The organism is Corynebacterium sp. LaCa54, assembly GCF_046717495.1.
GTDB classification, from domain to species: domain Bacteria; phylum Actinomycetota; class Actinomycetes; order Mycobacteriales; family Mycobacteriaceae; genus Corynebacterium; species Corynebacterium kefirresidentii.
Genome location: NZ_CP177115.1, coordinates 510,926 through 524,023, shown reverse-complemented (window position 1 = coordinate 524,023; position 13,098 = coordinate 510,926). Strand labels below are relative to the sequence as shown.

The following is a 13,098-nucleotide window of genomic DNA, read 5'->3' as shown; positions in this document are numbered from 1 at the left end:
CTAGCCTTGGAAGAATGACTGCTTCTTCCCTCGGCGTGCGCTTGGCCAAGGAAGAGGACCGCGACTATCTCGCGGGCCTCTTCCCTTCTTATATCTCTGAGTGGTCCCCCATCGTGGACGGCGGTGTCCTCGCCTTGCCCATGTCCGCGAACGAGGATCCCACCATTGCTCCCCGCGGCGCCGCGCTTTTGCGCTACTACCCCGCCGCTGACAAAGGCCCAGCTTTCTTGGGCGATCCCTTAGCCCACCCGCTTGACGACGCCGCCTGGCTCACCCCCTTCGATCCCGAGGAAATCCCCGAGCTCGTCGTCGCCACCGACGATCCAGCCGCCCGCACCCTGCTCATTAGCAACGCCATCGACCTCGCGGCCGAGCAGACCGCTCCTGGTATCTCGTCGGCCACGCCCCTGCCTGGTTTCGAGGAGCTTGCCCCAGGTAAATTCTTCCGCCGCTTTTAGCCCCCCCCCTAGGGCCAGCCGCCTGTCTGCTAACCTATCAACGATGTTGAAAATAGATGCAGCCTACGGACATGCCACTGCCCTAGGGCACCTCAATCGCGGCTTTGATGTCGGTCGCGTATACGGCCTGAAAGGCCCGAATGGTGCGGGTAAATCTACGCTGCTGCAGACGTTGAGCGGCGAGATTGCCCCACTAAATGGCACCGTTTTCATCGACGGTGCCGCGCCCGGTAGCGCTGCGGCGGCCGGTTCCGTCATCTCCGTCGGGGACCCAGTCTTTCTCCCCGACCTCACCGTGGGTGAGCACTTTAGTGTGCTATCCCGCCGGACCGGCGTGGACTTTACCGAGATCCATGAGCTCTGGGCCCTCGACCAAGCCATCCTGAATTCTGCGGTCAGCGATCTTTCCTCGGGCCAGCGCCAGCGCGTCTACCTCGCAGCCCAGCTCTATCAGCCGGCCAAAGCCCTGCTTATCGACGAGCCCGAACGCCACCTCGACCACACCTGGATCGACTTTTTGGCCGAGGAGCTACGCCACCTCGCAGCCGATGGCCGCTGTGTTGTACTTGCTTCCCATTCTCCAGCCATCTTCGATGCCTGCGACGAGGTGGTGGAGATATCATGAAACTTCTCTCCACAGCCTCCTCAGCCATCTATTACGCCTTCATCGCGGCACTTATCGCGAGCGTCAGCGTTTACGCCTGGCACAATGCTGCAGCGCTTCTGCCCTCGCTCGCGCAGCGCACGGCTGCCGCCCTTCCTGCCACCGCAATCATTGGTGCCGGGTTCGGCTCGCTCGCCCTCATCGTTCTCCTCGAGGCGCTCTATCCGCTGCGCAGCCTTTCGCTCGGGCGTTGGGTCTATGCGGATAGGCCGCGGGGGCGCATGGGAGGCGTCGATAAGCTGTCTATTGCGCAACTCGCCGGCATAAGCCTCCTTGGCCTCGCCCTGTGCACGTCACTGCATCTTCCACTCTATGCGGCGATAACCCTACCCCTGCTGCGGTTTGTCATCGGCTGGCGGTCCTTCGATCTCGCCTCGCTCCTTCACGCGGGCCGTACCCGTGCCATCGGCTCGTCCTCCTTTGGGCTACTGGATTCTGAGGTTTCTGCCGATGCCATCGCCTCCCAATCCGCGCGCCTGCGCCCGCGCTCGCGTGCCACGGCTTCGCTCAGTCTCCTTTTTGCTTGGCGCCTGTATCGCCGGTGGTACATCCCCCTCGGTGCAGTCGCCGTCATGGGGCTGACCCTGGCGCTTGCCCCACAGCTCGGCAGCCTTGCGCTCATTGGATTCACTGCCGCTTGGACCATTGTCAGCGCCGCTACCAGCCGCGCCGCCTCCTTCGGCCGCATCGTCGATGGTGCGTGGCCCGACTGGGGACTGCCGCTGGCTGCCACCGCAGGTGCTGCCGTTCTTGGCACCGCCTTCATCGCCACCGTGTGGAAGCTGTCCCTGTTCACGCTCGCAGCATGTTGTTTGGGGCTTAGCTACGCCGCCTTTAAGCGCTCCCGTCCCGCACGTGTGACCACCATGAATATCATCGATACCGGCGGCTTCGGCGCCTCCTTCTCTCCCGAGGTCTTCGGTTACTTCATGCGCGGGAGCTACGGTATTGCTGCCATCGCAGTAGCTCTTTTCCTCTAGTCTCCCTGCCCCAACACCCCAGGTATGTCACTGCGTTAAGTCACACATACCTGGGGTTTCTTTGGGATCTCATTTTGTATTACAACTAGCAATACAGATTGTGTTACTATAAGTAATACAGAAAAGAGATTGGAGGTGACAGATGTTCATTACCCTTAACCCCGAATCTGACGTCCCCGTATTTCAACAAATTCACGATGAAATCGTTTTGGCTATCGCTCACGGACAGCTTTCCGATGGCGACAAGCTAGATCCCGTCCGCCGCGTTGCCAAAGATATAGGCATTAACCCCGCCACCGTAAAGAAGGCTTACGACCTCTTGGTTTCCGAGGGCCTTGTAGAAACCGCCGGCCGGTCCGGATCCATCGTCAGGCCTGGTTCTCGCACCGCCTCACAAGAAAAACAACTGAATGAGCAATTAAGCCGCGTAGTCGCACTCGCCCGCGCCCAAGGCTTTAGCCCAGATGAGCTCCACGCTCGACTCAGCTACACCCTTAATGACCTGGAAGTATCACCATGATTTTCACACTTTTAATGGCCGCCACCACCCTCGTTATCACCTGGATCATGGCCACAGCCCCCTCCCTGGCCTCGCCTGGCACACCGCTCGGAGTGCGCGTGCCCAAGGCTTATCTTTCCGATCCTGCAGTTACCTCTGCCCTCGCTGGATTCAAGGCACGCACGTGGAGCTGCGGCATCGTGGCAACGGCCATGTCCCTCTTTGCCTGGAAACTGCCGTTATTAGCTGCACTACCTTCCCTCGTGGTAGCGCTCGGTGGCATGTGGGCCTACATCTCCCAACGTCGCCGCATCATCGCCGCTAAAAAGGCGGGCGGCTGGTTCGACGAGGTGGAAACCACCATCGCTGCCCGTGTTTCCCGCAAATCCATTGGCACGCCCAACTTCGACGGCTTCCCTACGCCGACTTTTCCATGGGTAACCATGCTCTCTTCCCTGTTGTGCATCGCGGCCGGTGCAATCATCGTCGCTTCCCACTGGTCCGCCATTCCGGACCCCGTTCCCGTGCATTGGAATGGCTCCATGGAAGCCGACAATTGGAGCGACAAATCAATCGGGAGCGTGTTTTTCTCCTCATTCGTGGCTCTAGGCGAGCTCTGCCTATTTGCCATTATCTGCTCTTTTATCGCGCATAGTGAGGTGTCCCCACGCTCTGAGCGCAGCATTAAAGCGCGGCTGCGTAACGAAGCCAACCTCGCTGTCACGAACACCGGAATGGGAGTACTTACTCTGCTCATCAGCGCCGGGATGGCCTTCATACAGGTAACCGGCCCTATCCCGCACTATCAACGCTTCCACAGCGCCGCGATCATCACAATGTTGATTCTCGCCATTGGTGGCAGCATCGGTCTAGTTGTATTTCTTCTCTACAAGCAATCCCGGTTATCCGAGCAATTGCGCGGCATTCCCTTTTCCGATGAAGACAAAGAATCACCGGACAATGACCACCTCTATAAATGGGGCGTAATGTATTACAACCCGGATGACCCAGCGGTACTGGTAGATAAGCGCTTCGGTACGGGAATGTCGTTTAATTATGCCCGGTGGCAGGCCAAGGTCTTTTTCGGCCTCGTGATACTCATCCTGGTCGGCTCGTTAGCATTGCCCGTCCTCCTTGGCTAAGGCAAACCTCCGCTATCATCGCGAATCAACGATTTCGTCCATCTAAAGCAAGGATTTCGTCGACGGATCTGGTCATTTGGATGGGCGAAATCGTTGATTTCTACCGCTGCTAGACACCAAGGCGCCCCGCTGCCTCGAGATAAATCGAGGGAAGCGGGGCGCTTGAGTGTGCAGACTAGTTGATTACAGCAATGAGGTCGCCGCCTTCAACCTTGGTGGCCTGGCCGATGGCCACGCGTTCGACCACGCCATCCTTAGTGGCGGAGATGGAAGCTTCCATCTTCATTGCCTCAATGACGGCAATTTGGTCGCCGGCCTTCACCTCGTCGCCAGGCTTGGCGGTGGGATTGACCACGCCGGCGAATGGTGCGGCGACATGTCCCTCGTTGGAAGGGTCAGCCTTTTCTACGGTGGCGACGGTGGACTCGGCGTTTTCGTCGCGAACCTTCATCGGGCGAATCTGACCGTTGACATTGAGTACGACGTTACGCATGCCCTTTTCATCCGGCTCACCCACGGCGTCGAGACGCACCACGACCTGCTTGAGATCGGCGCGATCGGTGGAGCCTTCTGGGAAGTAGTGGACTACCTTTTCTTCGCCTTCAGTCAGACCGTAGAAGAAGGTGGTATCCGTCAGCGCCTCGGTATTGCCGTACTTACGGCGGAACTCGTTGAACTCCTCGAACTGCTTGGGAAAGAGCAGGCGGTTCAAGCTGGCACGGCGTTCATCCGAATTATCGGACTCGAGGTGCGGCTGCTCCTCAGCAGGAACTTCGCTGATTTGGGCGCCGGTCGCCTCGCGACCGTCGAGCACCTTATCGCGCAGTTCCGGCCAACCACCAGGAGGGGTACCGAGCTGTCCGCGGAGGAACTGGTTAACCGAGTCCGGAATATCAAACTTCGTCGGGTTAGCGGCGAAGTCTGCAGGATCTACGCCCGCGCCAACAAGGTGCAGGGCAAGATCGCCCACGACCTTGGAAGATGGGGTGACCTTGGTCGGACGTCCCAGCATCTCATTGACCGCTGCATAGGTGTCCTCGATGACCTCGAAGCGATCCGCCAAGCCAAGAGCAACGGCTTGGGCACGCAGGTTGGAGAGCTGACCGCCTGGAATCTCGTGTTTGTACACGCGACCGGTCGGGCCAGGGATGCCGTTCTCGAACGGAGCGTAGAGCTGGCGCACGGCCTCCCAGTACGGCTCGAGATCGGAAACCGCCTGCAGGTCGATGCCGGTATCGCGGTTGGATTGGGAGAAGGCGGCAATAAGCGCGGACAGCGATGGCTGCGAGGTGGTTCCTGCCAGCGGCGCAGAGGCGCCATCGACGATGTCGGCACCGGAGAGCGCAGCCGCATAGTAAGTGGCCATCTGTCCACCGGCGGTATCGTGCGTGTGCACGTGCACCGGCAGATCGAATTCCTTGCGCAGCGCCATGACCAGCTTGGAAGCAGCCTCTGGGCGAAGCAGACCCGCCATATCCTTGATGGCGAGGATATGGGCGCCGGACTCCACAATCTGTTCGGCCAGCTTGAGGTAATAATCCAGCGTGTACAGGTTCTCCTTCGGCGAGGCAAGGTCGCCGGAGTACGCCATGGCCACCTCAGCAACGGTGGTATTGGTCTCGAGAACGGCCTCGATGGCGGGGCGCATCTGGGAGACGTCGTTAAGTGCGTCGAAGATGCGGAAGACATCAACGCCCGACTTGGCTGCTTCTTGGACGAAGCCGCGGCAGACCGAATCTGGGTATGGGGTATAGCCCACGGTATTGCGGCCGCGCAGGAGCATCTGGATATTTTGGTTCGGCATAGCCTCGCGCAGCATGTCTAGGCGTACCCAGGGGTCCTCGTGGAGGAAGCGCATGGCGACGTCATAAGTCGCACCACCCCAAGCCTCCACGGAGAAGAGATTCGGGGTCATGCGAGCGACAGCCTCGGCGGCGGAAACCAGCGCAGTACTACGCACGCGGGTGGCCAGCAGGGACTGGTGGGCATCGCGGAAGGTGGTATCCGTAACCATGAGTGCGTGCTGCTTACGGATCTTTTCTGCCCACTTCTGTGGCCCAAACTCGAGCAGATCGTCGCGGGAACCGCGCGGTAGCGGCTCAGAAGAGTCCAGCTCGGGGAGCTTGTCAAAGGGACGAAGTGCCGTCGGGCGCTCGCCGTTGGGTTTATTAACGGTGGTCTCCGCAATGTACTCGAGGATTCGACCAGACTCATCGACGGCGGGCGGTGCCTTGAGGAGGTGCGGGTGTGCGTTGATGAAGCTGGTGTCCACACGGGTCTGAGTGAAGTCCGGCTCGCGCAGCAGGGCGCGCAAAAAGCCGATATTGGTGGCCACACCGGAGACGTGGAATTCGTTGAGCGCGCGCTGGGCGCGCTGCACGGCCTGCTCGAAATTGACGCCGCGACAGGTCATCTTTACCAGCAAGGAATCGAAGTTCGGCGATACCTCTGCACCCACAGAGGTTGCACCGTCCAAACGCACGCCAGCGCCGCCCGGCGAACGATACGCGGTCAGCGTACCGGTATCCGGGCGGAAACCATTATTCGGATCTTCAGTGGTAATGCGGCACTGAAGGGCAGACCCGGTGATGGAAATCTTGTCTTGGGCGAGGTGAATATCCTCCAGCGAGGCACCGGCCGCGATATTCATCTGGGCCTTCACGATGTCGACGCCGGTGATTTCCTCGGTCACGGTGTGCTCCACCTGCACACGCGGGTTCATCTCGATAAAGACGTGGTTGCCGCGCTCATCCACGAGGAATTCCACGGTACCTGCACCCTCATAGTTGATGTGTTCGCAGAACTTTACCGCATCTTGGCAGATGCGGTCACGCAGCTCTGGGTCTAACGTCGGCGCTGGGGCGATTTCCACTACCTTCTGGTGGCGGCGCTGGACGGAGCAGTCACGCTCAAAGAGGTGAATAACGTTGCCTTGGCTATCAGCCAGAATCTGCACCTCGATGTGCTGTGGCTTGATTACTGCGGTTTCAAGGTAGACGCTGCCATCGCCGAATGCGGCTTCCGCTTCGCGGGAGGCCTCGGCAGCCTTCTCGCGCAGCTGATCTTCGGATTCTACGAAGCGCATTCCGCGCCCGCCGCCACCGGCAACGGCCTTAACGAATACGGGGAAATTGAAATCCTTGGAGTATTCCACCAGCTTATCGACGTCCGTCGATGGTTCTGAATCCTGCAACGTCGGCAGCCCAGCTTCCTTCGCGGCGCTTACCGCTGCAGCCTTATCACCAGTCAAATCCAGCGTGGAGGGGGTCGGGCCAATGAACTTAATTCCATTGTCCTCACAGGCACGAGCAAGATCCGCCCGCTCCGAAAGGAAACCGTAGCCGGGGTAAATAGCATCCGCTTCCGCTTTCTTCGCGGCGCGAATGATTTCATCGATATCGAGATAAGCCTTTACCGGCTGCCCCTCGGTACCAATACGGACGGCCTCATCCGCAAACGCACGATGGAAGGAGTTACGGTCTTCACGAGGGTAGACCGCTACGGTCTTTGCCCCAGTTTCAAAGGCAGCGCGAAATGCACGCACGGCGATTTCGCCGCGGTTGGCTACCAGAATCTTTTTGAACGATGGAAGCGCGGGATTAGCCACTTCTGTGTTCCTTTCAGCTCGGAAGACGCCGCGATGCAACGCCTCCTGTTGGGTGATCCGCATCTCAGTCTAGAGGGCCACTCCTCAAATGTCTGCCCTTTTTAACGCCGAATTCGCCACACTTACCAGCCACGGAGCCACCTTGCGGACATTTCTACAGGTCGACCAGTAATAACAAGGTTGGCGATTCTGTAAATGTTGCAAATTTTTAATTCAACAACTTACACAGCGGGGACACCCGCTTTTACACCGCAGCTCCACCCCATATCACTCCTACCGTTGACCGCGGGCACCTTTCGTTATATGGTTACCCACATAAATGGTTAACCCATACACCGGAAAGGGAATCATATGCCACGAATCAGAGGGGCCGCAGGATGAGTGACACCCGGCCTATTTACCAGCAACTGGCAGGAGGGATTAGGGACATGATCATCAGTGGCGAACTGCCAGAGGGCGAACGCGCCCCCAGCACCAACGAGCTTTCCGCATTCCACTCCGTCAACCCGACCACCTCTGCCAAGGCGCTCACCGTCCTCTTCGAGGAAGGGCTGCTGGAAAAGCGCCGCGGCTTGGGCATGTTTGTACGCGAAGGCGCTCGCGAGAAGGTTCGCCATCAACGCCAAGAATCACTTAGGGAAGACTTCATCGTTCCCCTCCTGAAAGAAGGGGCCGCATTGGGATTAAGCGCCAGCGACATCGCCGACCTCATCGAAGCCGAAGGAGACCATCATGACGCACCTTAAGTTGCAGAACGTCACCTGCAAGCACCGCCTGCACGTGCCGCACCTCGATCTCAACTCCGGTATGTACGGATTGATCGGCCCCAATGGCGCAGGCAAGACCACTCTCTTGCGTGCGGTAGCGGGGTTCCTGCCTACCAAGGGCAGCATCGACGCCTCGTCAGTGGCGATCGCGCGCACCGGCGCCGATATCTTGCTTTCCGGTTCTACTGTGGCCCAACATCTGCGGGCCGCAGAGCACGTCCGCGATAAATTCGACGTGGAGTATGCGGAGGAGCTTTTGGATAGTTTGGGCGTCGATAAGCGCAGCAAGAACCGCTCTTTAAGCACCGGCCAGCGCCAACTGGTTGCCTGCGCCACTGCCCTGGCAGCGCGCACACCGGTCACCCTCCTCGATGAGCCTTTCAATGGCCTGGACGCACCGACGCGGACGCGCCTGCGAGAGCTCATCATCGCCCATGCCGCTGCCACTCCGGATTGGCTACTCGTGCTTTCTTCGCACCGCGCGGAAGACCTCGTAGGTTTGGTTGACCAGGTCATCACCGTGCACGACGGCACGGTCAATAAGCCCACCGACCTGGAATCCCAACGGCCGCACTACCCCGTGCTCACCGGCAGCGCAAAGGACGTTGAGCAAGCACTCGCGCTTGCCGACGCCCTGCCCCTCCACCAATCCTCCCTAGGCTCGACCACCAAGGTTCATGCCTGGTCCCCAGTACCATTTCCAGCTGATACCGCAGCTGCCGCCCACGTCACTGTTTCCTACCTCGATGACGGCCAGCTCATTGATTCCCTTGTTTCCCACGCCCTTGAATCCGCCCGCACCCGACAAGAGGAGTCCTAAAATGTCCCTGCTGAAGACCTTTAATCTCAACGCCACAAAGACCCTTATTGCCGTTTGCATTATCGTCGCGTTGCTGTGGAGCGTGCCTTATTTCCTGCCCACCGACCCAACAACGATTAGCGCTAACCCTGCTGGCTGGGGAATTCTCGCCGTATTCATTTGGGGCCTCTACTGCGCCTTCACCGCAACTGAATACCGGGCCCTTCGTGGCCTGGGAATGCGCCCACGGCAGTGGCTGATGAGCATGCACGCGACCCTATGGCTCGCCGCGTTCGTATTCGGCGCCATTGCTTGGCTGACATTTTATGCCGCGCTACGCGCTGGCGTAGACATGTACTCATCGTGGGTTATCTCTCCAGGCAGTTCCGGTCTCAGGCCTCTCTTCGCTCGAATCGCGACCTTGGGAAGCTTTATTTGTGGCCACCTACTTACCGGATACATCGGCACTTTCATCGGCTTAGTGGTCAGTAGCGCCAAACAACGCTCTCTGTTCACCCGGTTCTTGCTTATTGCTGGCATCCTTGTCGGCTTCTATGCAGCAGCACTCCTGCTGGCAATTCTTATTGATAGCCTAGGGACTGTCCAAATCGGCGCCCCTTGGCCGGGTCTATTCTTCTTCTCAGCTTTGGCTGTCATCGTTTTCTCACTATTGATGCATCAGTTAGCACAGCGCGTCCATCCTTAGACTATCCGTGGAAAACGGCTGCTCCCCCACCCTGAGAATGAAAATTGTCTCTGGAGGAGGGGGAGCTTGTGAGTTTTAGAAGGACTTCGGCGGGACCGAACGCTGCTCCTCGCCGTTATAAGCGGATAGCGGGCGGATAAGCGAGTTATTCTCGTTCTGCTCTATGCGCTTCACCACGTCCCCACCGAAGCCCAAGAAGTAGCTACTTTAGGTCTCGCGCAATACGTCGCTGCCGCGGTCACCATGCCGGATGGCCATGCCTACCTGTGGTTGGGCGGTTTTGTGCAAGGAACCGGAGGGAAACTTTACTCCAGGTCGTCGTGAGCCACGAGGCGTCGCGCGGCCTCGGTAATGGTGCCGGACAGAGACGGGTAAACGGCGAAGGAATCGGCCAGCTGATTTACGGTGAGCTGGTTGGTCACGGCCATGGCGATGGGCAGAATGAGCTCGGAGGCGGTCGGTGCAACGATGACGCCACCGATAACGCGGCCGGAGGTCGCGCGGCAGAAAAGCTTGACAAAGCCGTGCTGCAGGGAACGCATCTTCGCGCGCGGGTTGGTATTGAGCGGCATGGTGATGGTGCGGGCGGCGACCTCACCGGCCTCGATTTCTGCCTGGGTAAAGCCTACGGCTGCGATCTCTGGGCGGGTGAAGACGGCGTTGGCCACGGTCTTCAGACGCAGCGGGGACACACCCTCACCCAAGGCGTGGTACATGGCCACGCGGCCCTGCATTGCGGCAACGGAAGCCAGCGGGAAAAGGTCAGAGCAGTCGCCAGCGGCGTAGATGCCGGCGATATTGGTGCGGGAGACGCGGTCAACCTGAATGTGGCCAGACTTGGCGGTTTCCACGCCAACGTTCTCCAGCTTCAAATCCTGAGTATTCGGGATGGAGCCGATAGACATAATGACGTGGGAACCGGTAATTTCACGCCCGTCCTGAGTGGTCACCAGCACGTTGCCGTCCTCAGTGCGGTTAACGGTTTCCACGCGGCAGTTCTTTTCCAGCTCGACGCCGCGCTCGCTAAGCACGGTCTCGAGGACGTCGGCCGCGTCGGCGTCGTCATGCGGCAAAATGCGGTCGCGGGAGGCAACCATGGTGACCTTAACGCCCAGCTCCGCAAAGGCGGAGACGAACTCGGCACCGGTGACGCCGGAACCGACGACGATGAGGTGCTCCGGCAGCTCGGTGAGGTTATAAACCTGCTGCCAGGTAAGGATGCGTTCGCCATCTGGCTGCGCACCAGGTAGCACGCGCGGGGTGGCGCCGGTAGCTACCAAGACGAGATCTGCGTTAATGGTTTCTTCGTGACCATCCTCGTTAAAGACGGCGGTGACCTTGTGACCGCCAAAGGCATCGGCTTCCTGATCCTCTGGGAAGTAGCCGCGGCCATCGATAACGCGTGCGCCCAGGGACTCCACAGTGGCGCGGATATCGGCGGACTGCTTGCTTGCCAGATCCTGCACGCGCTTATTCAGTGCGGTCAAGGAAAGGTGGGCCTGGCCAATGCCCTGGTTAAGTTCCATATCTTCGGCGCGGCGCAGGTCAGTCTTGATATTGGCACCAGCGATGAAGGACTTGGAAGGAACACAGTCCAAGATAACGCTGTTGCCGCCCATGCCTTGGTCTTCAATAATGGTGATTTCTGCACCATATTTCGCACCTGCCAGCGCGGCCTCATAGCCGGCTGGGCCGCCGCCGATGATGACGATTCGCTTGGTCTGGTTCAACACGCACTTGCTCCTTTATCGGCTCCACTTTAAAAGTCGCTTACGAGTCTAACGTGTGGGACCTTAAAGCGCGTTAGTCTGTCTCCGCATTCTCCCCTATGAACTGCTCAACCACGGCGCCGAAGAGTTTGATGCCCACGCCGATGGCTCGCTCGTCCACGATGAGATCGCCCATGTGCAGGTCATGCTGTTCGCCTTCGCCGGACCAGCAACCCAGCCGCGCCATGGAACCGGGGACCTTTTCCAAGTACCAAGAAAAGTCTTCGCCACCGGAGGACTGCGGGGCCTGGACCACGGCCTGCGGATCGATGGATTGGGCGGCGGAGGCAAGCAGGGCGGTTGCGACGTCGTCGTTAAGCACCGGTGGTACGCCGCGGTTATAGGTCAGCTCATGTTCTACGCCTACCGGCGCGAGGATCTGATCCACCAGTTCGGTAAAGAGGCTTTGCATATCGCGCCAGATGCCAATATCGGCTGTGCGCATGGTGCCGGTTAGGCTGCCAGTCTCCGGAATGGCATTGGGCGCATAGCCGGAATTGACCTGGCCAAAGACCAAAACGGTGCCGGTGCGCGGGTCAACGCGGCGCGAAAGCAGCGCGGGCAGTTCGGTGATGACCTTGCCCAGGGCATAGACGACGTCGGCGGACAGGTGCGGACGGGAGGTATGCCCGCCCGGACCCTTGATATTGAGCTCCACTACGTCAGTAGCGGAGGTTATCGCCCCGGCGCGAATGCCAATTCGGCCTACGCGCAACTTGGGCTCGGCGTGGATGGCAAAAATGGAATGCACGCCTTCCAACGCGCCCCATTCAATAACGTCGGTCGCACCGCCGACCCATACTTCTTCGGCGGGTTGGAAGATGACTCGAATACCCAGCGGCAGGTCGTGGACGCGCTGAAAATCCGCCAACGCGCAGGCCAAGCCGAGCGCCACGGTGGTGTGTACATCGTGGCCGCAAGCATGCATCTTGCCGGGCACCTCAGAGGTATATTCCAGGCCGGTGACCTCGGTAACTGGCAGGGCATCAATATCCGCACGGAAAGCTAATCGGCCTAATTCCGTATCGGGGCCAATATCTACCATGAGGCCGGTCTGTGGGAAACGCTGGGGCACCAGACCGTAGTCCTGCAGGATTGAGGCGAGAAAGTTGGTGGTTTCTACCTCTTGGTTCGCGGTTTCCGGGTGGCGATGGATATGGCGCCGCCACGCAATGACCTCCGCACGGTGGGCATTGAACCACTCGTTGATGAATTCCGAGATCATCCGCGTGCCTTCCCTGTCGTTGAAATACGTCTGGGTGCAAAGTCTACAACTAGACCATGCGGTTCAGTAACTCAGGTGGTGATGCGGGGTGCTCTAGCAAAAGGCGCCATTCCACGTGGCGGCAAACCGACGCCGGTCCACATAGCCTTGTGGGAAGGGCGCGACGTCCTCGGCGGCGGCCACCGCGGAATCGGTCAAATGCCCTTCCACCACGTCCCCGCCGGCCGGCAGCAGCACCGCCGGCGGGATTTCTAGGGCCAAGGCCAGCTTATATACCGTAGACAGCTGCGGGTCGGCCATGGCATGCACGCCATTTTCATTGCGCTCCAAATTGGAAATTTGGCTGCGGGAGACCCCAGAAATCTCCGCGAGCGCCTGTTGCGAAATCCCCCTACGTTTCCGCACGCGCCGCAATTGCTGTGAAAATCCGTGGCCATAACTCGACCACATTAAATGAATGAAACTCATATACTCCCCCTGGA

At 59.2% G+C, this 13,098-nt stretch carries 11 protein-coding genes and 1 pseudogene; 8 read left to right on the top strand and 4 right to left on the bottom strand.

What is annotated here, in order from left to right; translation table 11 throughout:
* Positions 1–14: 14 nt before the first annotated feature.
* The 5 genes and pseudogenes from ACLI1M_RS02695 to ACLI1M_RS02675 all read left to right on the top strand — a co-directional run.
* On the top strand, positions 15–458 hold the full coding sequence (locus ACLI1M_RS02695; RefSeq protein WP_248099759.1) for a hypothetical protein: 444 nt from the start codon (positions 15–17) through the stop codon (positions 456–458).
* A 43-nt stretch (positions 459–501) separates the two neighbouring features.
* A complete protein-coding gene (locus ACLI1M_RS02690) occupies positions 502–1,083 on the top strand; it encodes an ATP-binding cassette domain-containing protein (RefSeq protein ID WP_248099761.1) in 582 nt (193 codons plus the stop codon).
* Entirely contained in the window at positions 1,080–2,102 is a 1,023-nt protein-coding gene (locus ACLI1M_RS02685; RefSeq protein ID WP_239206229.1) for an ABC transporter permease, read from the top strand. Before ACLI1M_RS02690 ends, ACLI1M_RS02685 begins: the two co-directional genes overlap by 4 nt.
* A 142-nt stretch (positions 2,103–2,244) precedes the next feature.
* Complete coding sequence (locus ACLI1M_RS02680) at positions 2,245–2,622, top strand: GntR family transcriptional regulator (RefSeq protein WP_248099763.1); 378 nt, start codon at positions 2,245–2,247, stop codon at positions 2,620–2,622.
* A pseudogene (locus ACLI1M_RS02675) lies at positions 2,619–3,665 on the top strand (DUF1648 domain-containing protein); the annotation flags it as partial. The gene ACLI1M_RS02680 and the pseudogene ACLI1M_RS02675, both read left to right, overlap by 4 nt.
* A gap of 253 nt (positions 3,666–3,918) precedes the next feature.
* Here the strand turns inward: ACLI1M_RS02675 and ACLI1M_RS02670 are convergent.
* Positions 3,919–7,350, bottom strand: a complete 3,432-nt coding sequence (locus ACLI1M_RS02670; RefSeq protein WP_248099767.1) for a pyruvate carboxylase — start codon at positions 7,348–7,350, stop codon at positions 3,919–3,921.
* Positions 7,351–7,727: 377 nt separating this feature from the next.
* Here ACLI1M_RS02670 and ACLI1M_RS02665 point away from each other — a divergent pair, with 377 nt between their 5' ends.
* Genes ACLI1M_RS02665 through ACLI1M_RS02655 form a run of 3 tightly spaced genes read left to right on the top strand, consistent with a single transcriptional unit; the run spans position 7,728 to position 9,622 of the window.
* The gene (locus ACLI1M_RS02665; RefSeq protein ID WP_049359605.1) at positions 7,728–8,096 is read left to right on the top strand and encodes a GntR family transcriptional regulator; all 369 of its coding nucleotides are present in this window, start codon (positions 7,728–7,730) and stop codon (positions 8,094–8,096) included.
* The gene (locus ACLI1M_RS02660; RefSeq protein WP_248099769.1) at positions 8,083–8,937 is read left to right on the top strand and encodes an ATP-binding cassette domain-containing protein; all 855 of its coding nucleotides are present in this window, start codon (positions 8,083–8,085) and stop codon (positions 8,935–8,937) included. Before ACLI1M_RS02665 ends, ACLI1M_RS02660 begins: the two co-directional genes overlap by 14 nt.
* Position 8,938: 1 nt before the next feature.
* Entirely contained in the window at positions 8,939–9,622 is a 684-nt protein-coding gene (locus ACLI1M_RS02655) for a transglycosylase (protein ID WP_248099771.1), read from the top strand.
* Positions 9,623–9,927: 305 nt separating this feature from the next.
* On the opposite strand, the gene ACLI1M_RS02650 is transcribed toward ACLI1M_RS02655, so the two are convergent.
* From ACLI1M_RS02650 to ACLI1M_RS02640, 3 genes are all read right to left on the bottom strand, one after another.
* A complete protein-coding gene (locus tag ACLI1M_RS02650) occupies positions 9,928–11,355 on the bottom strand; it encodes an NAD(P)H-quinone dehydrogenase (protein WP_238801201.1) in 1,428 nt (475 codons plus the stop codon).
* A gap of 70 nt (positions 11,356–11,425) precedes the next feature.
* On the bottom strand, positions 11,426–12,616 hold the full coding sequence (locus ACLI1M_RS02645; RefSeq protein WP_023020676.1) for a M20 family metallopeptidase: 1,191 nt from the start codon (positions 12,614–12,616) through the stop codon (positions 11,426–11,428).
* Positions 12,617–12,709: 93 nt separating this feature from the next.
* Positions 12,710–13,084, bottom strand: coding sequence for a helix-turn-helix domain-containing protein (locus tag ACLI1M_RS02640; RefSeq protein ID WP_248099772.1), 375 nt, complete (start codon positions 13,082–13,084; stop codon positions 12,710–12,712).
* Positions 13,085–13,098 lie beyond the last annotated feature (14 nt).